We start from the raw sequence: 24852 nt of genomic DNA, 5'->3' as shown, positions 1-24852 counted from the left end.
CGTAGGAATGGAATTGAAAGAGGCAACTAGATGGCCAACAGCTACAGTTTCGCCGCGATACGAGGGGTTCAGGCGGGAAGAGCCTACTACGTCGCCATGGTGCCGCTGAAGACTGTGGAAAGGCTGTTTCGCTTCGACGAGGCGGAACTTCCGCCGCAACTCCGGGCCCAGCGCGAGTTGAACAAGACGCGGATTCCGGCGATCGCCCGATATCTGACGCAGAATGCGGGAGAGTACGTGCTGTCCGCGCTGTCTGCGACGATCGACGGAGCGCTGAGATTCCAGACCGTGCCCGGCGAGCGCTCGATCGGCACGCTGTTGATCGACATGGCGGCCACCATCGTGATCAACGACGGCCAACACCGCAGGGCGGGCATCGTCGAAGCGCTGCGAGAGCGGCCCCATCTTGGCGACGAGACCATCGCCGTGACTCTGTTTCCGGACGAGGGCCTCGCGCGATCGCAGCAGATGTTCGTCGACCTTAATCAGCACGGCGTGAAGCCATCGCGATCGCTGCGCCTGTTCTACGACGCGCGCGACGAAGCCGCGCGCGTTACGCGGGCCGTAGTCGAGGCGGTCCCGCTCTTCCGCGACCTCACCGATCTTACGCGGACCAACCTCACGGCTGGATCGCGCAAGCTGTTTGCATTCAGCAACCTGCACACCGCGACGTCCGTGCTGATCGAGGACGCCGGGCTTAAGGTCACGCACGAAACGCCGGACCAAGCTGTGGACTTCTGGCGTGCGGTCGTGGACGGAATGCCCGAGTGGCGACTCGCCGGCCGCGGCCAGCTCGCTGCCGCCGAACTGCGACGCGACCGGGTCCACGCGCACGGCGTCGCGCTGGAGGCGATCGCGATCGCCGGCGCCCGGGTGATAAATGAGCGGCCGGACGGCTGGCGCGAGGCGCTCGGCCGCCTTGGTGGCATCGACTGGGACCGGGCGAACGCCGCCCAGTGGGAGGGGCGCGCGCTGCTCGGCGGCCGCATCAACCGGTCGCGTACCAGCGTGCTGCTGACGGCGGACGCGATCCACCGCGCGATCACATCCGATGAACGGAGCACGAACGATGCTGACGCCGACCGTCACTTGGACTAGTCTGGCGCCATGAACATGGACGAGCTGAAAATCGGGGACGAGGCACCCAAAGGGCTTGGCCTGCTGCCGCGGCTGATGGAGGACGTGCGGGAGATCTACCTCGAGGACGACCGTCCCTGGGTAGTGGGCTATTCGGGCGGTAAGGATTCGACCACCGCGCTGCAGCTGATTTGGGCATCCCTCATCGCGCTGCCCCCGGAGCGGCGCACCAAGCCGATCTATGTCATCAGCTCCGACACGCTGGTCGAGACGCCGGTAGTCTCCCGCTACATCGACCAGACGCTCGAGAAGATCACAGTTGCCGCCGCCGAGCAGTGCATGCCCATCGTCGCGCACAAGGTGGTTCCCGAGGTCGACAAGAGCTTCTGGGTCAATATGATCGGCCGCGGCTACCCGGCGCCCTCGCGCCGCTTCCGCTGGTGCACCGAGCGGCTGAAGATCGAGCCGGCCAACGACTTCATCAAGAGCCGGGTCGCGGAGTTCGGCGAGGTCGTGATGGTCCTCGGCGTGCGCTCGCAAGAGTCGGCGACGCGCGCACAGGTGATGTCGCTGCACCGCATCCCCGGCTCACGTCTCTCGCGCCACTCGTCGCTGCTCAACGCTTTCGTCTACGCGCCGATCGCAGCGTTCTCGACCGACGACGTCTGGACCTACCTGCTGCAGAACCCATCCCCATGGGGCAACGACAACCGCGACCTCGTTGCGATGTACAGGAACGCGTCGTCGGGCGAGTGTCCGCTGGTCGTCGACACCTCCACGCCCTCGTGCGGCAACTCGCGCTTCGGCTGCTGGGTCTGCACCGTCGTCGAGCGCGACAAGGCGATGGAGGCGATGATCGACAGCGGCGAGGAATGGTTGACGCCACTGCTCGACTTCCGCGACAAGCTGTCGGCGACCCAGGACCCGGCCCGCAAGCGCGACTTCCGCGACTTCCGCCGACGGACGGGGCATATCTCCTTCATCAAAGACACCGACCGGGTCATGCCCGGACCCTACAAGCTCGAGTTTTGCCGCGAGATCCTGCGCCAGCTACTCGAGACACAGGTCCAGGTCGCCCGCGAGGCGCCGATTGGCGAGGCCCCGCTGCTCATCCAGGAGGAGGAGCTGCACGAGATCCGGCGCCTTTGGCGAACCGAGCGCGGCGACTGGGCGGACAGCGTGCCCCGGATCGTGCGCGAAACGCTCGGCAAGGATCTCGACTGGATCGCCGAGGACTCGGTCGCGTTCACATCCGACGACGGCGAACTGCTCGACTCGATCTGCGCCGAGAACGACGTGCCGACGGAGCTGGTCATGAAACTCCTAGACATCGAGCGCGCGTCGCACGGCCTGAAGCGCCGCCACGCTGTCCACACGCGGATCGAGGACGCTTTTCGGCTAGACTGGCGGGACCTCGACGTGATTGTCGACGAGCGCCGGCGCGACCTCGGCATCGACGACGAGATGCCGGATGTGGCCGAGGCGGAGCTGGGCTTCGACGCGGACGAGGAGGTCGGCCAATGATCCTCCGAAGCATCGAGCTCGAGAACTTCGGCCTGTACGCCGGCCGCCAGCGGCTCGACCTGATGCCGACGCGCGACCGTCCGGTCGTCCTGTTCGGCGGCCGGAACGGCGCCGGCAAGACCACGTTGCTTGAGGCGGTGCGCCTCGCGCTCTATGGGCGCCGGGCGCTGGGCGCGCGCGTCGGCCAGTCCGAATACGACGAGTACCTGCGCAACCGCGTGCACGTTGACGCCGACGGCCGCGGGAGCGCGGTCGCCTCCGTCGGGCTCGAGTTCGACTACGCGGAGGCGGGCATCGTCCAGCACTACCGCGTGTCGCGCAGATGGACGGTGCGGGGCGCGAAGGTCGTGGAGACGCTCACCCTGGAGAAGGACGGGTCGCCCGTCGACGCGGTCCCCCGCGACGAGTGGCACGGGTTCCTGCAGGAATTGATCCCGCCAGGCGTGTCGCAGCTCTTCTTCTTCGACGGCGAGAAGATCGCCGAGATTGCGCGCGACGACCCCGACGAGGGGCTTGCGGAGGCAGTGCGCGGCCTGCTCGGCATCGAGTTGGTCGGACGCCTACGCACCGACATCGGGCTGTTCCTCGCCCGGCGGAACCGCAAGGACGACGGCGGCAGTGCGGAGCGGCTACAGGCGGTAGTCCGCGATCGGGCGGCCGTGCAGAAGCGAATCGGCGACATGGCCGAGCACGTGGCCGAGCTCAGGACTAGGCACACATCGCTCGAGCGCGCGGCCAACAACGTGCGGCTGCGCTTCACCGCGGAGGGCGGCGACGCGGCCGACCGGCGCGCCGCGACCGAGGCTGAGCGCAACGAGGTCCGCAATCAGATCGCCCAGCGCGAGGCCGAGCTGCGCGACCTCGCGAACGGCCTGCTCCCTTTCGCGGCCGCCCCGCGGCTGCTGCGGCGCTTCGCCACCGCGCTCGCCCAGACGGGCGAGACCGGACGGCGCGAGGAGGCCGAGGCGCTCCGCACGCGGCTGCTGGGCTGGCGCGCGGCCGGCGAACCCTCGCGCCAAGCCTCTTGGAAGGACGCGCACTGGCGGGACCTCGAAGCCTTCTTCGCGGCTGATGCCGACGCGGCCCCGGGCGCGGCCGGACCACTGGCAGGCCTCGATGCGACCGAACGCCGACGGCTCGCCGCCAAAGTCGCCGACGCGCGGGACGCCGTTCCGGCACGCGTCGGCCTGCTCGTCCGGGACCTCGACGCGCTGCAGCGCCGGATCCGCCCGCTCGAGGCCGAACTCGTCCGGGCCGCCGGCAAGGGCACGACCGTTGTGCTCGACGAGCTGCTGCTGTCCGAGAAGGACGTTGGCGCAGCCGAAGCGGAGCTCAAAGCCCGCAGCGAGGAGCTGAAGCAGCTCGAATACCAGAAGCTCATTCTGGAGCGCGAGGAGAAGCGGCTCGTCAACGCCCAGAACGAGGTCGCCGCCGGGGAGCAGAGGGCGGCGATCGCCACTCGGGTCGGCCGCGTGCTGCAGCAGTACGAGGAACGTCTCCTCCAACATAAGCTGGCCCAGCTGCGCACCGAGTTCGTCGACCGCTTCAACCACCTCGCGCGCAAGGGCGAGTTCGTCGCGGATGTGCGGATCGACCCCACGACCTTCGACGCGACGCTGATCGACCGGTCCGGCACCGAGATCCGCAAGTCCAGCCTGTCCGCCGGCGAGAAGCAGATCTACGCGATCGCCATGCTGTGGGCGCTTGCTCGCACCAGCGGCCGGGCGCTGCCGATGATCATCGACACGCCGCTCGCGCGCCTCGACTCCGAGCATCGGGCGACCATCGTCGAGCGATACTTCGCGGAGGCCAGCCACCAGGTGATCGTGCTGTCGACCGACACCGAGGTCGACGACGAGTTGCTGGCGCGCCTGTCGCCGAACGTCAGCCACTCCTACCGACTCGACTACGACCCCGAGACGCGTTCGACCACCGCCACCCCCGGCTATTTCGGTCAGGAGGACGAGCGTGCGCTACAACAAGCTTAGGATCTCCGAGGACGCTAACAGTCGGCTGCGCTCGATCCGCCAGCGGACTGGCGTGACACCGAACCTCCTCATCCGGGTGGCGATCATGATATCGCTGGAGGAGGGGCCGATCCGCGTCCCCGCACCCGACGAGAAGGGGCCCGAGTTCAACTCGTACACGCTGACTGGCGACCACACCGCGATGATCGGCGCGATGCTTCGACACGTCGAGGAGACAGAGGGCCAGTCGCCTCCGCTGGGCGACGACGAGATGGTCGCGCGCCTCCGCGCCCACATCCACCGCGGGGTCGGCACGCTCAGTGTGCGCGCGAAGTCCGTCGTTGACCTGGGACGGCTGGCGGTGGGCGCATGAGCGCAGCTGGTGCGCGGGGCCCGGTCTACCTCGACAACAACGCCACCACCGCGGTCGACCCGCGTGTAGCCGACGCGATGCGACCCTACCTGGAGGAGGTGTTCGGCAACCCGTCGAGCGTCGAGCATGTCCACGGCAACCGCGCCCAGCAGGCGGTCGGCACGGCGCGCGCCCAAGTGGCCGCGGCGCTCGGCGCGCGCGACAACGAGATCGTGTTCACCGGAAGCTGCACCGAGGCCGACAACATCGCGATCCTCGGCGCGGCGCGGGCGCGGCCCGAGAAGCGGCACCTCGTGACCAGCGCGGTCGAGCACCCCGCCGTGATCGAGCCGTTCAGGCAGCTGGAGCGCGAGGGCTTCGAGGTCACTGTCATCGGCGTCGATGAGCACGGCCGGGTCGATCCAGCCGCCGTCGCCGAATCGATCCGGGACGACACCGGCCTGGTCTCGGTCATGGGCGGTAACAACGAGGTCGGCACCCTTCAACCGATCGGCGAGATCGGGGCGGCCTGCGAAGAGCGCGGCGTGCTGTTCCACACCGACCTCGCGCAGGTGATGGCCCACCGCCGGGTCGACGTTATAGCCGAGCACATCCACCTCGCCAGCGTGTCGGGCCACAAGGCCTACGGACCCAAGGGCGTCGGCGCGCTCTACGTCCGATCGCGCTCGCCCCGGCCCAAACTCGTGCCGATCACATTCGGCGGAGGACAGGAGCGGGGCCTCAGACCCGGAACGGTCGCGACGCCGCTCGTCGTCGGCCTCGGCAAGGCGCTCGAAATCGCGACGCGGCAAGGAGCAGCCGACGACGTGCGCCTGCGGGCCATGTGCGACGCGCTGCTCGCCCAGCTGCGCGCCGCCGTCGACGGCGTGCAGCGCAACGGTCACCCGACCGAACGCCTCGCGGGCAACCTGTCGCTGTCGATCGACGGCGTGGAGCCGCTGGCGCTAATCCACCGCCTGAACGGCGTGGCGAGCTTCTCGGCATCCAGCGCCTGCGCGACCGAGAAGGTGGAGACCAGCCCGGTGCTGATCGCGATGTTCGGAGACACGGCCCGCGCACGCCAGGCCTTCCGCGTGTCGCCCGGCCGCTTCACGGCGGCTGAAGAGATGAGGACGTTCGGGGAGACGCTCGTCGAGGCGGTCGTCGACCTGCGGCGCTACGCGGCCTGAGGTCCTTGGCTGCGCCATCCACCCTTAGTCTAGAATAAGCTCTGACCGGTAGAGCTCGCCGATCGTCATGGAGGAGCTACGCTCGTCGCCCTTCACGACGGTCTGGCCCAGCGACTGCGTCCAGTCGGCACCGCTCTCGGCCAAGGGCTCGTCGATAGTCGGGCGCTCGCGCAGCTGTAGAAGCACGTCCTGATCGACGCCCTGCCGGATGATGGCGCGCGTCACGGCCTCGCCGTTGATCAGTATCGGGCGCGGCAGGTCGAAGAACCTTTCGCGGCCTCGGAACCGCCCCTCGAACGCTGTCGCATCACGACCCCGGACGGTCGCACCTAGTTCGTCCCTCGCCCGCTGGTCCCGGTCGTCGACGCCAGCTTGGCGCGCCTCGTCGAAGCGCCGCGACTTCGAGCGGACACTGTAGGGAAAGCGGCCCAAGGGAGCCGCCGTCGCCTCGGCCGAGATCTCGAAGCCACTCAGGCGAAGGACCTTCGATACCACGGCGCGGGTCACGGCATCATCCGCCGCATACATCTGGTCCGATCGCACCTCGAACGGATCCTCCGGCTCAGGGTCCACGATGGTAAGCCGGCTGGCGAACTTGCCCTCCTGAACGCCGATAGCGAGTCCGCAGACCAGTCGCTGCCCTGTGTAGGCGCGCGGGAACACAATCGAGCGCTTCTGCGCGACGCCACCGGAAGCGAACGGCCATGGATCGCCGAGCTGGTTCTCGGAATACTCCGGGCCCGACTGCGTCCCCTTGCACTCGACGACGTGCCACACGCCGGCCGCATCCCGGCCGACGAAGTCTGGGGTCTTGTTCGGTCCCCGCTTGGCAGTCCGCCGCGCGGTGGCGCCGATATCGGCCGCGAAGCGCTGCATGAAGTAGCGGCCGTCGCATATACGGTCGAACGCGAGCCGCTCGTTCAGCCAGAGCATGGGCACACCCATCCCGAAGTCGTCGCTGAGGATCGTCTTCTGATGTGCGTCCAGGTCGGCGAAGCTGCGCGTCAAGCGCAGATCGTCGTCCGCGGTTACGGCGGCGAGATAGCGCACCCACGCCCAAAACTCGCTGAGCGAGACGCCCGTCGAGGACGTCGGCGTGGTCAGAAAGCCGAGCAGCAGCAGCATGCCGGGCACATCGAGGTCGTAGGAAGACTGGCCACGTTGGAACGTCGCCGGGAAGTCGGGTGGTCCGCGACGTGGCCACGTGGCGCTCCTCACGTCCATGGCCAGGGTTCGATTCAAGGTCGGATTGCCCGGCCGCGAGACTGCACATCGGACTCCCATCCCATCATGACGGCAGTCCTAAATCGGCACGCGCAAGCTCGGCCTCGATGGCGCGGCGGATGATGCTACGCCCGGAACCGGAGGCGTTCCGGAACCTGTCGGCGGAGAAGTCGAGGCCCCTGGCTGGCTCGAGGATCTGGTGGAAGTGGGCGGCCGAAATAACCTTTCTCCTGTAGGCTTCCGGAGCGAGCCTCCGCAGAATATCCAGAAGAGCCTGGACCCCCACCGTCCTCCGAATAAAAGAGTCGAGCGGAGCGATCTTCCAGAAAAGCTCGTCGCACGCCTTCAGGTAGTTGAGCACCATTGTGTAGATGACCACGTCCTGGCCGCCTAGGTAGGCGTCGCGAAGCGGCGAGCGGTCCTTGCGCTTCACTTCCAGCTCAGAGCGGGTCAGTCGCGTCGGCGTCTGCAAGTTGTTCGAGTCCGACTTGGGATTGCTCGTGATCAGGCGGGCGATGCCCTCCACGATCACAGCCGTCGAGACCTTCCATTCGGCTTCGCTCGTAAGCGCGGTCAACTCGTCGTCCTTCTTGGGCGCGATCGAGATGTGCCCCCTCAAAGGCGAGTCGGTGTCGCTCCCCAGCCTTCTGGTGAGGAACACGGCGAGCTTGTCAGGGCTCCAGAACGCAGGCTCCTCGTCGTCGATGTTGTAGCCGAACATCTCATAGGTGAGACTCTTGCCGACGGGCTTCTGGTTCGAGTTGATCGTCGCGAAGACCTGCGCCTGGAAAGGCTTCGGCAGGTCGAAGTAGATCGCGCAGATCATCTCCATCGACAGCCGGTCGACGACCTTCGCCTTGGCGAACCCGAACAGACGGTGCTGACCATCCACAATCGCCGCGAGCTTGTCGGCCGTCGGTATGACGAGCTCGTAGCAGCCGTCGTCGCCCAACTCGACCCGCCACCGCCTATCAACCTCAGCCGGCGCATGGTCGGGATCCGGGGCATCGTCGACGGCAGGATCCCCGTCCGCAAGCGCGGCGGCATCCTCTGCCGCCTGATCCTCGGGGTCGTCCTCGCTGAAGCCATCCGAGGGCCGGGCGTTCGCCGCCAAGATGATGGAGTTGGGAAACGCGGTATCGTCACGGTCGATATAGGCGCCGATCTCCCGGAGCCGCTTCTCCTGGAACTCGCGCTGAATCCCGTCGAGCAGATAGGGGGACCTCGGATCCCCAGTGTGCTCCGCGCGCAGCCGGTCGGTGAAGCAGACGTCCAGCAGGAGGGCCGCCGGAAGAGCCGCCACCCAGCAGTCTGCGAGTTCCTGGCGCACATGCAGCGCCTTGACGCGATGAGGGAAGGTGAATGTGGGCGCGGTCATGCCTGAAACTCCGTCAGGTCGCCACCGAGCGGCCGACCGGTGTCCTCGCCGCCAGTCGCCGCGTTCGGCGGTTCGTCGTCATACAGGTCCACGTTGTCAGCGTTGGCGACCCACCAGAACCACAGGGAAAACAGCGAGCACAGCGTGCCGACCGCCAGGACGGTGCAATCCGCCAGACCGCGATCGAAGATCAGCCAGAAGCCAACCACCGCGAAGATCAGCATCGAGAGAAACGAGACGGCCCGGGCCTGCTTCTGGAACTTGCCTATCTGTACCTGCAGGCATGTCGAGCCAATCAACGCTGGAAAGAACGTGGCGACGGCCGTCCTGACCGAGGTGAGGTCGCCCGGACCGGTGGAACGAGCGTAGTTGATGAGCTCGACCCACAGGCCGAGCCCGCCGATCAGCACGATGCTGGCCACGAAGTAGATCACGAAAGTGACGTGCGCGAACGGAATCCTTGTCCGCCTCGCAAGGTCCGAACGGAAATCTGACCACCCTCCAGTTGGAGCCGCCGCCATCAGTCCTGGCCTCCCCACAGTTCCGCATACTTCACCAGAAGGTCCTCCACGTTCGCGGGCGGCAACATCGCATCCTCCAGCTTGGCGAAGCCGCCCACGGCATACCTGTTCAAAATCTCGACGCCCGACTCGCTCAGACCCGTCGTCCTGGAGGGGTCGAGCAACAGGATCATCTCTCGCTCGACGCTCGCCTTGTCGTTTACGTCTATCCTGTTTCGGTCGAGCTCGGCGTCGATCAGCAGCCCAGCCAGGAAGTCGGCCTGAGCCTTGAAGTCCTCCGGATAGTGGTCGATGAAATACTCGTCCTCGAGCTCGTCCCTCGCGCCGAGGGTCCTCTCGCGCAGGCCGATGAGGGTGCAGAGATACCAGCTGTCGAACATGAGGTACTTGGGCGTGCGCTCGGTCACCGTCTTGAAGAAAGGCCGCGCCTTTCCGGGCAGGGTGAAGTTCATGCCGACGCCTCCCCGGGCTCGACCGCGTGGAAGCGGCGGAACTCGTCGAGGCCGTCGCGCATCTGCGACTCCTCGCCGTGGTCCTGCCAGATCGTCACGTAGCGGACGTCTTCGCGTGGATAGAAGGCATCCGCGAAGCCGTCCTTCTCGCTCGAGATCACGAACATGATCATTTGCTCGAACAGCGTCGGGATCACGTCCCCAACCTCGCGCCGGACGCGGGTGTCGAGCGAAACCGCTGGGCTGTCGACTATGAAGGGAAGGCGATACGGCGCGGCACCCAGGAGGGAAGTGATGAACGCGTAGGCGACAGACAGGCTCTGGCCCTCGCTGACCCCACCCTTGCTCGCTACGCCCCGCGAGGCGAGTTCGAGCGACGAGCCTATCCGTGCGACGCGCAGCGGCTCTCCCTTCACCAGCCGCGCCAGCTTCTCGTTGGTCGCGACGCGCACGCTCTCGCGCAGGTTGTCGAGCGCCTGCGCGGCGACGGCGTCGACGAGGGCGGAGATGCGGTCGGCGGCGCCTGTGAACTTCACGGTCTGCGTGGCTGCGGCAAGGCGGCGCTTGGCGAGATCGGCCTCGGCCTGACACAGCGGGATGTTGTTGCGCGGCCCCAGCTTCTCCAGGATCTGCGTCAGCTTGTCGGACGTGTTCAGCTGGGCGACCTCGGCGTCCAGCGTCTCGAGCCTGAGCTCGTTCTGCCGCTGCTCTAAGACCAGCCGTTTCAGCTCGTCGTCGCCGGACGCGATCTGCTCCTGCTGCAGCTGTTCGAGTTGCTGGTTTACCGACCGCCGCTCGCGCAGCTTCGCCTTGAGCTCACCGGCGCTGTCCGCGAACTCCGCGCCGGTCGCCTCGCTCTCGCGGACGTTGCGCTTCATGCGGTTGATGATCGTGATCTGGTCCTCGGCCAGATACTTCTTGGCGCCGGCGACAATGGCGGCACTCTCCTTCTCGCCGATCTCTCGGTCGCACACGCAATGGGTGGCGTGCGCCAGCTCGTGGAAGAACTCCTGGGAGATCGTCTTCGGCAGCTGCAGCGTCGTCAGCCGCTGACCAAGGCCGCGAAGGCGGGCGAGTAGCAGCGGGCTGACCTTGGCCGGTGAGCGCACCGCGGCGAGACTGTCGGCGGACAGCTCGGCGATGCGGATCGTCAGCGTAGACAGCTCGCCGTCTAGCCTCGACTTGCGGGCGGCGAACTTCTCGTCCTGGGCGGTGCGGTCGGCGATCCGGCCACCGATCTCCTCCTGGCGCGCGACCAGCCTGGACCTCTCGGCGCGGTGCGACTTCAGCTTCGCCTTCAGCTTGGCGAGCGAAGCCTCCGCGTCGGCCAGCGCGTTCGCCAGCCGAGTCACGCCCTTCTGCTCCTTCGCACTCGTCAGCGCGGCGGCGCTCTCCTGCTCCTTCGTCACTAGCTTGGCGATCTCGGTCTTCAGCGTGTCGAGCTGGTCGAGCCGGTAGAGCGTCCGGATGGCGCGCGTCGTGCGATTCTTGCCCTCCGACCTGATGTCCTTCGCGAACTCGCCGTCGAATACGAACAGCTTGGTGAACTCGGGCGTGAGCAGTCGGCGCAGGAGCGGCGGCAGCTGCCACCCTTCCTCGCTGCCTCCGCCCTGCAGCTGCGCGCGCGTCGTCGTGTAGCTCGCGCGGCGCCCGACGAAGTCGAGGTGCAGCTCCACGCGGTAGGGCTTGTCGTCGATGACGAGGCGTAGCTCGAACAGGCCTTGCTCCGCATCATCGTCGGCGCGCAGCGCGGCGACTTCGTCGGGCTTGAAGTCCGCGCCGGTCAGCGCGGCCCGCATCAGCGTCATGGTCGTCGTCTTGCCCGTGCCGTTCGGCATCTGGACGAGCGTCCACCGCGGTCCCTCGTCGAGGGCAACCGACACGTTCCGGATGCCGCCGCGGATGTTCTCATAGCGCCAACCGACGACCCTAAGCTCCATCGGAGCCCCCCCCGTCCAGGCTCACCGCGAGCTCGATCACGGACTTGACGTCGGTCGGGTCATAGTTGTCGGCTAGGCAGTTCTCCACGAGCGCCCGCACGCGTCCGAGCAGCGCGGCATCGTCGCCGTTCGCAGCCGACAGCACCTCGTCGAGCGCGGCCACGATGCCGGGGTCGAGGCCGTCTGTCCTGCCGTCGCCGTTCGCCATCACTCCTCCCTCCGCACGGCGCTCAGCGCCCTGAACCAGTCCCGCCGCCCAATGTCGGCCGACGCCTCGCCACCCACGTCGTCGTGCGCGACGTCGTCGGTCCTGATGAAATCGACCACCAGCGCGCGCTTGCCGGGATCGGCCGGGTCGACGCGAAGGCACCGCCCCAGCCGCTGCACCGTCTCCAGCTGCGCCTTGGCAGACGCGAAGAGCACGATTGTGCCGACAGACCGGATGTCGATGCCCTCGGAGATGCGGTGGCAGGTGATCAGGCAGTCAAGCTCGCCGCGCGCGAACCGTCCCAGGTTCGCCCGGTCGTCGTCCGCGTAGTAGGTGTGAAAGTCGATGCCAGTCGACATGAGGATGTCCTGCACCAGCAGGCCGTACTCGGCGGTCTCGACGAAGATCAGGCTGCGGTGGAGGATCTCCGGCCTCTCCGCGACTAGGTCGGCGAACGGCGGCAGCTTCTCTTTCGACAGCTTCCTGATCCGCGCGATCTCCTGGTAGAGGCTCTCGATCGGCGGCGCGTCCGCCATCCGGGCGCGGGCATGATATCGCTTGATCGCCTGACGGACGGCCGCCTTGTCGTCGGGCGAGAACTCGTATTCTAGCTCGAGATAGTCGAACTCGCACAGGATCCCGCGCCGTATTGCCTTCTCCAAGCCGAACTCGAAGATCACCGGCCCGATCTCGCGCTCGACGAAGTCGTTGCCCTCCTGATCATATTCGCGCTCGGGCGTGGCGCTGAGGCCAAGCCTCCATCCAAATGGCTCAATCCGCCCCGGCAGGTTCTCGACCATGGACGGCGCGCCCATGCCATGGACCTCGTCGCACACGATGAGGCCATCGCGCACCAGTCTGGGCGCAAGCCGTGGAAGGACGGACGCGAGGTTGAGCCGCGACGTCAGCAGCACCGCATCCTCGGGATCGTTGAGATACGCCTGCGCCTCGTGGTGGCGCTCGTAGGCTCGGTAGACCGGGCGCGATCCGCCCCCAAGGGTCCCATACCACTGGTCGAGCAGGTCGGTGCCGGCGGCGGCGATGACCGACGTCCGGACAGCGTCGCGCTCGAACAGCTCGTCCATGATGCTGATCGCGGTCCGCGTCTTGCCCGTGCCCGTCGCCATCTCCAGCACGCCGCGCCGCTCTTCGAGGAACCGCGCGAGTGCCTGCTTCTGGTGACGCCACCGCGGGTCCTCGCGCGGACGCTCGGGTGGGCTATACGGTCGCGGCGCACGGTCGCGGAACTGGATCAGGTTGCGCCTGATCGCCTCCGGCATAGCGAACGTCCGCACGTTCGGATCGGCATTCTCCCAAAGGAGCTCGAATCGGCGGCGCTCGGCCGCCACGCGCTGTCCTTCGCGCTCGTCGATCCATGAGTAGAAGACGCTGACGGACTCGTAGTTGCGGAAGGCCTTCGCGCTGTCGTTGGGCGAGCCGTGGAACGCGATGCCGTCGCCCGCACGGTCCGTGAAGATGCCGAACTTGTCGTGGAAGTCGCCGTCCAGACCGTTTGCGGGCGAGGCGACCTTGAACTCGAGCAGCCCGTCCGCGACCATCCAGGAGATCGCGGAAAGCGTGTCGGTCTCCAGCGCTGCCTCCAGCTCGTCGAGGCTGCGCTGGAGGGTGGCCCGGAGCGTTTCGTCCCGGAGCGCGTCGCTGCCCTCGGCCAAAGCCGCCACGTCGCCCGGTTCCAGCATCGGGCTGGCGATGATCCTCGCCACCCCGCCATTCTCGGCGAGTCCATGAAGCCCGGATGCCGCCAGGCGCATCCACGCCGAGGTGAAAAAGCCGACGCCGCGGTCGTACGACACCGAGCGCGCGAGCGCCGGCACGTAGAGCCGTGCCATGAGTTGATCCGTCGACGTGTCCAGCTTCGGATCGGTCGGCAGCGAGCGCAGCCCGGCTGCATCCTTCCCTGATCCTGAATCAACCCCTGCCATCCATCCCCCGGCCCCGTCACGCGCCGGGATGAGGAAAACTGCAACGCCGGAGAGCGGTTGGCAACCGCAGACATCCACTCTCGCGAACTCTTGCTGTCATGCGGGGCTAGCCGCTTGCCCTTTTATCGCCGAGAGCGGCCGATGATGGCATGAACGAACGGCGGAAACTTGGAGGCTGTTGTGGCGCTCCGAATGTCTGGAAGTGAGTCTTCCTGTGCGTAGATCAAGAGTAAGCGGCTAGTCGAAGAGTAGCGGCTACGCCGACCCAAGCCCCAGGCAGCTTGTCGGGCTGGTCCGCTTCTTCTTACTGCGTAGTGCCGAGGATGACGTCGACTGTCTCCTCCGGCATGTCCCACATCGGAAAGTGGCCGCTAGACTCGAACCAGTGCAATTCTGCGGACGGGAACGCAGCTTTCGCGCGCGCCGCCTGTCTCGGCAGGCAGAGCCTGTCATGTCTGCCCCATCCGATCACGATCCGGCCGGTGCTACCGGCAGCCGGCCCGCTCTGCTCAGGTCCTGTAGCAAGGTCATGAACCAGCGCGTCGAATGTCAGTGTCGTACTGAGACTTAGCAGCTCGATCGTTACGATCTGCGGATCAAGCGCCCACGGGTGCGCAGACAATTGGGCCAGAAGTGCAGTGCGCGATGCCGCGTTACGGCTCAGCATCGGCAGGGCCGGGCGGATCGCCCGCAGCAAGCGGCCCGAGACGCCGATGGTGGTCTTAAAGAAGGTGCGCTCCCACCCACGCCAGAACCCACCCGGATCAAGCGCAACGACGTTGCCGACGACGCCGCGTCGAGCAAGTTCGAGCACCATCCGCGCGCCCATCGAACTGCCGACGACATCGATCCCGGCCAGCGCGTTGTCCATGATGTAGCGCTCGACGCTGCCGACCAGACCGTCAAAAGTCCCACTATCGTGTTGCGCCGGCGTCGCGCCATGTCCCGGCAGGTCGATCGCGATCACCGTTCGGCTGACGCTGAGCGAATCCAGAATGGGACTCCATGATTGCGAGCTTCCGCCGAGACCATGGATGAGCAGCAACTTGCGGCCGGTGCCGCGCTTGATCTGGTGCATCTCGTGCCACTTTGTTTTACCAGGAACGGCGATGATTACGGCTCGTGCGTGGCGCCACCTCCCCGCCCGGCGTTACGGACGGTATCTGCACGGCGTGGAGATGGCGGGTGTGCGGTGTCGCCCGGTCGCCGATCCGCAGCATGGACTTCATGTCGAACGCCGTCGCGTTCGCTGCTTGCGCAGCTTTCCAGCTGCCGAAACCCTCACGAAGCCTTGCCCGCGAGAAGCTCGAACTCGACGGCATCATGCGCGCAGAAGATGCGTACGTCGGTCCGATCGAGCGAGAGCCGACGCAACCGTGCCTGATTGCTCAGGCGCGCCGTGCGGTCGACTTCCATCAGCCGCTGGTATCCGCGCAGACCGGGCGGGCAGCGATACGTCTCCGACCCGATCTCGCCACGGTAGAAATAGGCGTCGGCGGCATGAAGCAGCCAATTGCCGTCGTCCTCACGGACCGCGACCCCGCTATGCCCCCAGGTGTGGCCGGCAAGCGGCACGAGCAGGATCTCGGGCGGCAGTCCATCGAGGTCGCGTACCGCGTCGAACCTCATCCACGGCTCGCCGCCGCCGAATGGGTAGAGGCGCCAGTCCGATACGTCGTTCCATTGAGCAGGGCGATAGCGCCGCGTGCCGACGAACGTGCCGCCGCGTCGGCCATCGGCAACCTCCTTCTCCCGCGCGGTGAGATGAACGGTTGCGTTCGGAAAATCCTCGATCCCGCCGGCATGGTCGAAGTCGAGGTGGGTCACGACGATATGGCGCACGTCCGCGGGCGAGAAGCCGAGCGCACGCACCTGCGCGATGGCAGTTTCCTCGGGACGGAGCTGGATATTGTTGAGCTTGAGGAAGAACTCCGACAGCCGGCGGTGGGGGTGATCGATGTCGCGGGTGCCGAAGCCGGTATCGACCAGGATTAGACCGGCATCGCTCTCGATCAGCAGGCAATGGCAGACGAGGTGACCGAGCGGACCGTTGCTTGTGCCATCGAACAGCCTGCCGCCCGCCGGGCAGCAGGTCCCGCAGTTAAGATGATGAACGCGCATCAGCCGGCTCCCCGATGATGATGTCCGAGGCAGACGCTGCGCGATGATCCGCTGGCCCGCTCCGCGGGGAGAGGCGCCGCGCCGTTTGGGCGTCGATGGTAGGCTGAGTGCGGCGCGAGCGCAGCCAGACAGCCAGAGAGCTGGCGATGAGTATCGCCATGCCCCCGGCCGGCAAGACCCACCCTCCTACCTTAACCGATAGAGGAGCACCGTCATGTTGCCGACGCTTGCTTGACTGGTCCGACACGACGTTCTCCTGATCCGAGATGCGCGGCTCAGCCGTGCGGGCGCATCACCACCTTGATGACGCCGTCTTCCTTGTCGCGGAATTTGGCGTACATTTCGGGGGCGTCCTCAAGGCTGGCCGGATGGGTGATCACGAAGCTGGGATCGATCTCGCCGGCCACGATCTTCTCCAGCAGCGGCTTGGTATAGCGCTGCACGTGGGTCTGTCCGAGCTTGATGGTCAGCCCCTTGTTCATGGCCGCGCCGATCGGCAGCTTGTCGCCCATGCCGACATAGACGCCGGGCACGGAGACCGTGCCACCCTTGCGGCAGCTCATGATCGCCTGCCGCAGCACATGGACGCGATCGGTGGCGAGCATCATGCTTGCCTTCACCTTGTCCATGACGGCGTCGGCCGCGCCGTGCCCGGCCGCCTCGCAGCCCACCGCATCGATGCAGCTGTCAGGGCCGCGTCCCTTGGTGCGCGCCTGCAATTCGTCGAAGACGTCGGTCTTGCTGAAGTCAATCGTCTCGGCGCCGCCGGCTTCGGCCATGGCGAGGCGCTCGGGCACCTCGTCGATCGCGATCACGCGGCCTGCACCCATCATCAGCGCGGAGCGGATGGCGAACTGGCCGACTGGGCCGCAGCCCCAGATGGCGACGATGTCGCCATGCTCGATCTGCGCGTTCTCGGCGGCCATGTAGCCGGTCGGGAAGATATCGGACAGGAACAGCGCCTGATCGTCCGTGACATTGTCCGGGATCTTGATTGGGCCGATATCGGCCATCGGCACGCGGAGGTACTCGGCCTGGCCGCCGCAATAGCCGCCCAGCATGTGGCTGAAGCCGAACAGGCCGGCGGGCGAGTGCCCCATCGCCTTGGCGGCCATCTCGGCATTGGGATTCGTCCGGTCGCAGGCCGCGAACAGACCCTTCCGGCAGAACCAGCAGTCGCCGCAGCTGATCGTGAACGGCACCACCACGCGGTCCCCGATCTTCAGATTGGTGACCTCGGACCCGAGTGCCACCACCTCGCCCATATTCTCGTGGCCAAGGATATCGCCCGCCTCCATCGTCGGCTGGTAGCCGTCGAGCAGGTGGAGATCCGACCCGCAGATCGCGCAAGCGGTGACCTTGATGATCGCATCGCGCGGGTGTTTGATCTCGGGGTCCGCGACGGTGTCGACGCGGACGTCGCCCTTACCGTGCCAGCATAGTGCGCGCATATGTCTTCTCCGTCTAAGCAGGGGCTCCGCCAGGATCGGAAAAGCGACTGAACCAACGCAACGTCTTTAAAGACAGAACGGGCTCGAGCATTAGCCTATGTGAACGAACTCCCGGCTTCGAAAATGCGACTTCCGAGGCCGGAGCAGAAAATCTTGGTTTACTGCTTCGTTCAGGTCGGCAATTTCCGCCGCGCCGTTAGGCGCTGAGCTTGCCATGCAACGGCCTTGCGCAGAACTCGCGACAGCTGTTCCACCGAATACGGCTTGTGCAGCAGCTCGAACCCGTGCTGCCCGTTCTGAGCGAGCACGTGACTGTAACCACTGGTGAGGATCACCGGGATGTCGTGGTAGAGGCGGCGTACCTCCGCGCCGAGTTCGATCCCGCCCATGCCCGGCATCACCACATCGGAAAAGATGACGTGGAACCGTGAGCAGTCGTCGCTTAGCAGACGCAGGGCGGCGTGGCCGTCGGTCGTCAGGATCGTGTCGTAACCGAGCTCCTTGAGCGCCGCGGTCGCAAAGGCGCCGACCTGCTCGTTGTCTTCCACCACCAGCACGCATACGCCCTCACCATCGACGCGCTCGTCGGCAGGCTCATCGCTTGCTGCGGCACCATCGGGATAGGCCCGGGGCAGGTAGAGTGTGAAGGTCGTGCCTTCGCCGGGCCTGCTGTCGACCCGGATGTCGCCGCCCGACTGCTTGGCGAAGCCGATCACCTGGCTGAGACCCAACCCCGTTCCTTCGCCCACGCCCTTCGTGGTGAAAAAGGGCTCGAAGATGCGATCAATCGCATAGGCCGGAATGCCGCTGCCGGTGTCGGTGATGGTGACGGCCACGAAGTCACCGGCAACGGCGGCATGACCCCGAATGGCGGGAATGCCGGATACGGGCCCGGTGGCGATGGTCAGCCGGCCTTCGCCGCCCATCGCGTCGCGGGCGTTGATGCCCATGTTGACGATGGCGGTATCGAACTGGCTCCGGTCCGCCGAGATGAAGAACGGCGCGTCGGGCACCGAAATGTCCAGCTCGATGCGCGACCCGGTCATGGTCCGGATCATCGAGGCGACCTCGTCCAGCGACACGCCGGCGTCGAACAGCTCGGCCTTGAGCGCCTGCCGCCTCGCGAACGCCAGCAGCTGTCCGGTGAGCTTGGCGGCACGATCCGCGGTGTCGCCGATCGCATCGATGTAGCGGGCGCGCTTGTCCGGCGACAGATTGTCCCGGCGCAGCAGGTCGACCGAACCGCGGATCACAGTGAGCAGGTTGTTGAAATCGTGCGCGACGCCGCCGGTTAGCTGGCCGATCGCCTCCAGCTTCTGGCTCTGGCGTAGCTGCTCCCGCGCTGTGGCGAGCAGGCCCTCGCTCCGGATCCGCTCGGAGATGTCGGTCACGAATTGGTAGGCGCCGATCCGCTCGCCGACTTCGTTCCTCAGCGCGCGAAACTTGATCTCGAACGCTACGCGACTGTGGTCGGGATTGCCGTACTCCTGGACGAAGGTGACCTCCTCGCCCGAGAGGCCTCGCCCCCATCCGAGCCGGACCTCCTCGCGGTGTTCGGGCTGATCGTTGAGGAGGTCGAGCATGTTGTCGCCAGCTTTCGGCCTGATCCCATAGGCCGCCTCGAACGCGTCCGCATTGGCCGGGTTGATCGCCAGGATGACATAATCGAGATCAGCGACCATGATGCAGGTGTCAGTCGCTTCGAACACGGTCGTGAGCAGATCGCGCTCCGATTTGGCGCGACGTTCGGCCTGAACGTTGGCCGTCATGTCGTTGACGACGCCGATCATGCCGGCGACCTCGCCGTCCTCGTCCCGGACGGGGCTATACGAGAAGCTGAACCAAGTGTCCTCGGGATAGCCGTTGCGGGTCATCACAAGGAGTCGTTCCTCCTCCCAGATCGTCTCCCCAGCGAGCGTGCGGTCAACGAGCGGCGCAAGGTCCGGCCACAGCTCCGCCCAGACCTCCGGGAACGAATGGCCGAGCGCAGTTGGATGCCGCGACCCGAGGAAGGGAGCATAAGCGTCGTTGTAGAAGAAGGTCAGCTCCGGTCCCCAGGCCACGAACATGCCGTGGCCGTTGTCGAGCATCAGGCCCAGCGTGGTGCGCAGCGGCTGCGGCCAGCCTTCTGGATGTCCGATCGGCGTCGCGGCCCAGTCGCGCTGCCGCATAAGAGCGGAGACCTCGCCGTTGGCTCCCAGAAATCGCATGTTGCCCATGATCGTCGTCATCCTGCCGCGCAGCCGGACGTGGACCGAGCAGGGGAGACCCTACCGTTGTTCGCTAGGATAATCGCGCAAAAACAAGCTGTCGGCAGCTGAACGGTAGGCGTTGATCGCGTCGTTGTCGCAGGTGAATGAAAGGCAGGTTCTGGGAAGCGTCAGCGGCGTCCCGAACGGCCGGAAGTGGGTCGAACCCAAGCGGCTCCCTTAAGCGGCATCGGCCCGCCCGATTTCTATCGATGCCTCAGAGAGTAACGATAGGTAAGCTGATACTGGCGCGCTCGACTGCGGTAACAGCGCATCAGAGGCTTTAGATTAAATTGAGCGGGACGTGATCGCGGTGACAAACTTTGTGCGGGTGCAGCGCGCCTGATGGGACCGTTCGAGATCACAAAGGAATGCGTCGCCGGCTTGTCCGACGAACGTCTTCGCGAATTTTTGCGAAGGCTGCTCGAGGCAGAGGCTAAAGCCGTCGGCATCTCTCCAGCAGGCATCGCCGTCGGCGGCAACCAGACGGCGGGCGATGGTGGCGTCGACGGATCCGTTGCCTGGACAGCAAAGCCGGAACCCGGTGGGTGGCTGCCGCGCCGGACGATCTATTTCCAGTCCAAGGCCGAGACTATGGCCGCGGGCAAGATCGCCAAGGAGATGCGTCCCGGGGACAAGCCGCGCGAGATCTTTGCCGAGCTGGCGCGCAAGCGCGGTGCTTACGTCATCTTCTCCACCGACGATCCGTCCGCGTCCGCATACGCTTCTCGGATCGCGGCTATGCGCGCCGCGGTGTCCGACGTTCCCGCCGGCGACCGGATCGCGCTCGACTTCTATGGTGCCGACAAGATCGCGCGCTGGGCCAACCAGCACGTGGGCATCGCGACCTGGCTGCTCGGTGTTCTCGGGCGTCCGCGGGGCGGCTGGCAACCACATGGGAATTGGTCGGCGGCGACCGCACCCGATGCGGCGTTCCTGCTAGATGACACCAGTCGCGCAAATGTCGGAGGCACCTTCGTTCCGCTGGGGGAAGCCGTCGCGCGGATGCGGGCGGAGCTGACGAGACCCGGCGGAGCGGTGCGCCTGATCGGCTTGTCGGGGATGGGAAAGACCAGGCTCGCCGAGGCCTTGTTCGACGAGCGCCTTGACGCCGGGCCCGCCCTTCCGCCGACGCGCGCGATCTACGCCGATGCCGGTCTCGGGCCCGCGATAAGCCCGGCGCTGCTCGCCGAGCAGATTACGGCCAGCCGCACCGAGGCGGTGATCGTCGTCGACAACTGCGCCCAGCGCCTGCACGGGCAGTTGGCGCAGATCGTGAAGCAGGATCACAGCCGCGCGAGCGTGTTGACCATAGACTACGACGTCGATGGAGAGGGCACAGCGGGACTGCTGGTGCTGCTCGGCGAGAACAGCGAGCCCGTCCTGCGCGATCTGCTGTCACAGCGCTTTCCCGATCTGAGCGAGGCGGAGCGCCGGCACCTCGCCGAGTTCTCCGGCGGCAATGCGCGCATCGCGCTGAAGATCGCCGAGGCGAGTGGTCCGCAGGTCGATCTGTCGAAGCTGAAGGACAACGAGCTGCTCGACCGACTCTTCCAGGCCGGTCGCAAGGACATGGACGGCTCCGCCAGGCACTGCGCGGCCGCCGCATCCCTGGTCTTCGCCTTCTACGCGAAGGCGCACGAGGGCCGCGAAGCCGAGTATCCCGTGCTCGCCGAGGTGGCGGGGGTCACACCCGAGTCCTTCTACCGCAACGTGTCGATCTTCCTCGACTGGGGCGTCGCCCAAATGCGGGGCCCGCAGCGCGCTGTGATGCCCCAGCCTCTCGCCAACATGCTGGCGGCGCCGTTCATACGGCAGAGCGATCCCTCGATGCTCGTGGCTCGCTTCGTCGCCGGTCCTGAGCGGCTCTTCGGCTCCTTCGCTCGTCGCATCGGTCAGCTGCATGACGAACCCGCCGCAGTCGAGATCGCGCGGCTCCTCTTCGATGCAGGCGGTCCTCTCGGACGACCCGCGTCGCTCGGCGATCTTATGAGCAAGGCGTTCGTCCGGGCCGCTCCCGCCGACCCGGGATCGGCGCTGGCGGCGATCGAGCGCGAGCTGACCGGCCCGGACCGCGCGAAGCTGCTGATTCCCGACGAGCGGCGTCGGGACTACGCACAGCTGCTCGTGCTGATCGCACACGACGCACGCTTCTTCGCGCGCGCCGTCGCCGTTCTCGTCGAGTTCGCGCGTGCTGACGGCGACGTCCGAGAGGAACTGCGCGCGCGCGGCCATCTTCTGGAGCGCTTCTGGCCGATCCTCTCGTTCACGCTGGCGACGCAGGCGCAGCGGCTGCCGACGCTGGACGCCATGCTCGCTAATCCCGATGAGGACGTCGTCCTGCTCGGGGTCGAGGCGCTGGACCACATGCTCGACTCCGGCCACTTCAACTCGTCACTGAACCTGGAGTTCGGCGCACGGGCGCTGCTGACGGAATGGCGGCCCTACAACGGCGACGGCTACGAACCGTGGTTCAAGGCCGCCTACGACCGCCTCGTCAGGGTGGCGCGAGGAGCGGGTCAGCCGGCGGAGCGGGCGCGCGAGATCGTGTCCCAGCACTTTCGCGAGCAGGTCTCTGTCGGCTTCTCCGGCCTAGCGATGGATGCCATGCGGCAGGTGCGCGGGAACGGGTTCTGGGAGGCAGGCTGGCGCGACGTCAACGACGCCCTGCACTTCGCGCAGCGCGGCGACGGGGACACGGGACGGGCGTTACTGATTGCGCTCGAGCGTGACCTCCGACCCCGCTCGGTCAACGATCTCTTCGAGGCCTTCGTCATGGGCGAGCCTTGGCGGCACTGGCACCCCAGCGGACGCGAGAAATCCTCGATCCGCAATGTCGGACTGCTCGCGCGCGCTACGGGTCGCTGTCTCATTCGGCAGGGTTCGGACGTCAGCCCCTACCTCGAACGCGCGACCCGGCGGAGCGGCGCCAACAGCTCGGCGTCGTTCGGCGCTGGGCTCGCCCGGACGACCGGCGATCTGGAGGGCCTTTGGCAACAGGCCTATCGCGCCTTCGAGGCGCTTCCGGTGCGGGAGCGCACTCCGGCGGTCCTCGACGGCATTCTCCGCGGCGCCAAGGCCCGCGATCCCGAATGGGTCACCGGCAAGCTGGACGCCGTCGTGAAGGATCCGTTGCTCGGCGAGCATCTGGTCGAGCTGCAGACCGCCGTGCCGCTCGACGAAGCCGCGGTAGAGCGCTTCCGCCGCGCCCTGGCCGACGGCACGACCGCGCCGGACCGTTTCGCCCTGCTGATGATGGGGAGCGTGACCAAGCCCATCGAGGGAGCGACGCTGGCAAGGTTCCTGCGTGAACTGTTCGCCCTCGACGAGGGCGTGCTACCGGCCCTCCAGGTGCTGCACATGCGCATCTTCGGCGATCGCAGTGACGGACGCGAGGTTGATCCAGCCCTCATCGAACTCGGGCGGGACATGCTCGCCGACCCTCGCATCTACACCTCCGAGACGGCGCGACAGGACCACGGCATCGACGTCATCGCCAAGGTGGCGTTGCGCGGCGACGGCGGGGAAGAGGCCGCCAAGCGCATCTGCCGGGCGATGCGCGCCGCCGAGCAGCGCCACCCCCATGCCTACCCGGACTTCGGCAAGATCTGTTCCACCATCATGCGCCATCATCCGCGCGTCGTCCTCGACGAGATCCTCGCCAAGTCCGACAACGACCACCTGATCGGCCGGTTCTTCGGCGACTGGCGTCGCAACGACGAGGACTTCGAGCCGGGCGAGATAACGCTCGACGAGAAGGTCCTGTTCGACTGGGTCCGCGAGGCACCAGCCGAACGCGCCGTGAAGCTGGCCTTTTTCATCCCCTATTCGACCAAGCATGCCGACGGCACCAGCCTCGACTGGTCTCCCATCGCACTGGAGCTACTCGCCTTGAGCCCGGACCCGGTGGCCGTCCTGCTCACCTACGAGGGCCGCTTCTTCTCCGGCGGCGGCAGCGGACCCTTCTCGTTGCGCTTCGTGCGTAGGCGGCCGCTGGTGGCGGCGATGGCGAAGCACGACAATGCCGCGGTCAGGGAATGGGCAGCCGCTGCTGGGGAGCGCATCGAGGCCAACATCGCGCGCTGGGACGAGCGCGAGGCGGCGGACAACAGCCTCTTCGAATGAGCGGCAATCCGCCCGTGAAGCACCACTACACGCCGCAGTTCCTGCTGAGCGGGTGGACGGGCGAAGATGGCAAGCTGTGGCGCTTCACCAGTCCGCATCCCGGCAAGATCGCCAGGAAGCGCGTGGCGACCGCGGAGATCGGCTACGAGAAGCACCTCTACGCGATCCCGGGCGCATCGCCCGAAACGATGCAGGTGATCGAGCAGAAGTTCATGTCGGCGCTCGACGAGCAGGCGGCCGGTGCGCACAAGCTAATCCTCGCCGGCAAGATCGCCATGCCGCAGAAGCAGCGGAGCGCCTGGAGCCGGTTCATCATGTCGCAGTGGTTCCGGACTCCCGAGGGTGTTGGCTACTTCAAGCAGGCGATGGCGACGCTGCTGTCGAAGGACGATCCGGACATCGCGGCCAAGTATGAGGCGCTCAAGAAGGACGGCTTCCCCGGCATGTTCAGCGAGGCCGTCGCGGAGCTCAACCCCCACTTCGCCGAGCAGGCCGCGCTCGAGCTGATGATGAAGATGATGGACGACCCGAAGAACGGGCACCGTCTGAACAACATGCACTGGTTCGTGCGCGACATCGACGGTGGACACGACCTGCTGGTCTCGGACGTGCTGCTCCAGATGGGACCCGGAATCTTCACGAAGGCCGGCTACTTGACGATGCCGATCGCGCCGCGCCGGATGTTCTGCGCGGTTCAGCAGCCCACGCTGGCGACGACCATGATGGCGATGCCCCGCAACGAATTCGTCCACCGTGCCAACCGGGCGGTGGTCCGGCGGGCGACCGAGTACGTCGGCGCGACCGATCTATCGCAACGGGCCTTCGTCGAGGCCAATTTCGGAACCGAGGAGCACGTCACGTTGATCGCCGGTTTGGCCCACAAGTATGCAGAAGACGCCGGGCCGGTACGAGCCTCGGACTGAGGGTAATGGAGTCAGGTTCTATCCGTCGAGACAATGTCGCCGTCAGGATGCGCTCCGTCGTCGCCTTTTTGAAGATGAACCAGTGTCCGAAGCTGGGAAGGCGATGGTGGCTGCCGAACGGCCAGAACTGGGTCAAACCGAGCGTCCGAATTGGTTCCTATCCGGAGGAGGCGCCGAAGGCCCAGCAGGCGCAAGGCTGACGGTCGC

General features: G+C 66.5%; 19 protein-coding genes. 8 read left to right on the top strand and 11 right to left on the bottom strand.

All coding sequences use genetic code 11. From position 1 onward, the window contains the following. The first annotated feature begins 30 nt into the window (after positions 1–30). Genes dndB through GNT64_RS19820 form a run of 5 tightly spaced genes read left to right on the top strand, consistent with a single transcriptional unit; the run spans position 31 to position 6110 of the window. Positions 31–1098 (top strand): DNA sulfur modification protein DndB, encoded by a 1068-nt coding sequence (gene dndB / locus GNT64_RS19840; protein WP_156681079.1) that lies wholly within the window; start codon positions 31–33, stop codon positions 1096–1098. A gap of 9 nt (positions 1099–1107) precedes the next feature. Then, complete coding sequence (gene dndC, locus GNT64_RS19835) at positions 1108–2601, top strand: DNA phosphorothioation system sulfurtransferase DndC (protein ID WP_197277138.1); 1494 nt, start codon at positions 1108–1110, stop codon at positions 2599–2601. Continuing rightward, positions 2598–4589: a DNA sulfur modification protein DndD gene (gene dndD / locus GNT64_RS19830; protein WP_156681078.1), complete on the top strand. Its 1992-nt coding sequence runs from the start codon at positions 2598–2600 to the stop codon at positions 4587–4589. Before dndC ends, dndD begins: the two co-directional genes overlap by 4 nt. After that, positions 4570–4941: a DNA sulfur modification protein DndE gene (dndE, locus tag GNT64_RS19825; protein ID WP_156681077.1), complete on the top strand. Its 372-nt coding sequence runs from the start codon at positions 4570–4572 to the stop codon at positions 4939–4941. The genes dndD and dndE overlap by 20 nt, the downstream gene beginning before the upstream one ends. Beyond that, positions 4938–6110 carry a cysteine desulfurase family protein gene (locus GNT64_RS19820; protein WP_156681076.1) on the top strand — a complete coding sequence of 391 codons (1173 nt, stop codon included), beginning with the start codon at positions 4938–4940 and terminating at the stop codon, positions 6108–6110. Before dndE ends, GNT64_RS19820 begins: the two co-directional genes overlap by 4 nt. A 24-nt stretch (positions 6111–6134) precedes the next feature. Here the strand turns inward: GNT64_RS19820 and GNT64_RS19815 are convergent, their stop codons facing one another. The 11 genes from GNT64_RS19815 to GNT64_RS19765 all read right to left on the bottom strand — a co-directional run bounded on the left by GNT64_RS19815 (position 6135) and on the right by GNT64_RS19765 (position 19579). After that, positions 6135–7235: a hypothetical protein gene (locus GNT64_RS19815; RefSeq protein ID WP_156681075.1), complete on the bottom strand. Its 1101-nt coding sequence runs from the start codon at positions 7233–7235 to the stop codon at positions 6135–6137. A gap of 163 nt (positions 7236–7398) precedes the next feature. Then, positions 7399–8712, bottom strand: coding sequence for a DGQHR domain-containing protein (locus GNT64_RS19810; RefSeq protein WP_156681074.1), 1314 nt, complete (start codon positions 8710–8712; stop codon positions 7399–7401). Then, positions 8709–9146: a hypothetical protein gene (locus tag GNT64_RS19805; protein WP_156681073.1), complete on the bottom strand. Its 438-nt coding sequence runs from the start codon at positions 9144–9146 to the stop codon at positions 8709–8711. Before GNT64_RS19805 ends, GNT64_RS19810 begins: the two co-directional genes overlap by 4 nt. Before the next feature lie 86 nt (positions 9147–9232). Further along, entirely contained in the window at positions 9233–9685 is a 453-nt protein-coding gene (locus GNT64_RS19800) for a hypothetical protein (protein ID WP_156681072.1), read from the bottom strand. Beyond that, complete coding sequence (locus tag GNT64_RS19795; RefSeq protein WP_197277137.1) at positions 9682–11568, bottom strand: coiled-coil domain-containing protein; 1887 nt, start codon at positions 11566–11568, stop codon at positions 9682–9684. Before GNT64_RS19795 ends, GNT64_RS19800 begins: the two co-directional genes overlap by 4 nt. A gap of 46 nt (positions 11569–11614) precedes the next feature. Next, positions 11615–11833: a hypothetical protein gene (locus tag GNT64_RS19790; RefSeq protein WP_156681070.1), complete on the bottom strand. Its 219-nt coding sequence runs from the start codon at positions 11831–11833 to the stop codon at positions 11615–11617. Continuing rightward, positions 11833–13854 carry a DEAD/DEAH box helicase family protein gene (locus tag GNT64_RS21685; protein WP_197277136.1) on the bottom strand — a complete coding sequence of 674 codons (2022 nt, stop codon included), beginning with the start codon at positions 13852–13854 and terminating at the stop codon, positions 11833–11835. The genes GNT64_RS19790 and GNT64_RS21685 overlap by 1 nt, the downstream gene beginning before the upstream one ends. Before the next feature lie 226 nt (positions 13855–14080). Beyond that, positions 14081–14854, bottom strand: coding sequence for an alpha/beta fold hydrolase (locus GNT64_RS19780; RefSeq protein ID WP_156681069.1), 774 nt, complete (start codon positions 14852–14854; stop codon positions 14081–14083). Positions 14855–15057: 203 nt separating this feature from the next. Continuing rightward, on the bottom strand, positions 15058–15897 hold the full coding sequence (locus tag GNT64_RS19775; protein WP_156681068.1) for an MBL fold metallo-hydrolase: 840 nt from the start codon (positions 15895–15897) through the stop codon (positions 15058–15060). A gap of 275 nt (positions 15898–16172) precedes the next feature. Further along, positions 16173–17348 carry a zinc-dependent alcohol dehydrogenase gene (locus GNT64_RS19770; RefSeq protein WP_156681067.1) on the bottom strand — a complete coding sequence of 392 codons (1176 nt, stop codon included), beginning with the start codon at positions 17346–17348 and terminating at the stop codon, positions 16173–16175. 170 nt (positions 17349–17518) lie between these two features. Continuing rightward, on the bottom strand, positions 17519–19579 hold the full coding sequence (locus GNT64_RS19765; protein WP_197277135.1) for a hybrid sensor histidine kinase/response regulator: 2061 nt from the start codon (positions 19577–19579) through the stop codon (positions 17519–17521). 363 nt (positions 19580–19942) lie between these two features. On the opposite strand from GNT64_RS19765, the gene GNT64_RS19760 reads away from it, so the two are divergent. The 3 genes from GNT64_RS19760 to GNT64_RS19750 are packed head-to-tail and all read left to right on the top strand — an operon-like array spanning position 19943 to position 24845. Further along, positions 19943–23722 carry an ATP-binding protein gene (locus tag GNT64_RS19760; RefSeq protein WP_156681066.1) on the top strand — a complete coding sequence of 1260 codons (3780 nt, stop codon included), beginning with the start codon at positions 19943–19945 and terminating at the stop codon, positions 23720–23722. Further along, the gene (locus GNT64_RS19755) at positions 23719–24645 is read left to right on the top strand and encodes a DUF4238 domain-containing protein (protein WP_197277134.1); all 927 of its coding nucleotides are present in this window, start codon (positions 23719–23721) and stop codon (positions 24643–24645) included. The genes GNT64_RS19760 and GNT64_RS19755 overlap by 4 nt, the downstream gene beginning before the upstream one ends. A 47-nt stretch (positions 24646–24692) precedes the next feature. Beyond that, on the top strand, positions 24693–24845 hold the full coding sequence (locus GNT64_RS19750; RefSeq protein WP_156681064.1) for a hypothetical protein: 153 nt from the start codon (positions 24693–24695) through the stop codon (positions 24843–24845). Positions 24846–24852 lie beyond the last annotated feature (7 nt).

The sequence above is a fragment of the Sphingomonas profundi genome (genome assembly GCF_009739515.1).
Taxonomy (GTDB): Bacteria; Pseudomonadota; Alphaproteobacteria; order Sphingomonadales; family Sphingomonadaceae; genus Alterirhizorhabdus; species Alterirhizorhabdus profundi.
The sequence above is the reverse complement of the archived record's forward strand: the minus strand, read 5'-3'. Positions and strand labels throughout refer to the sequence as shown.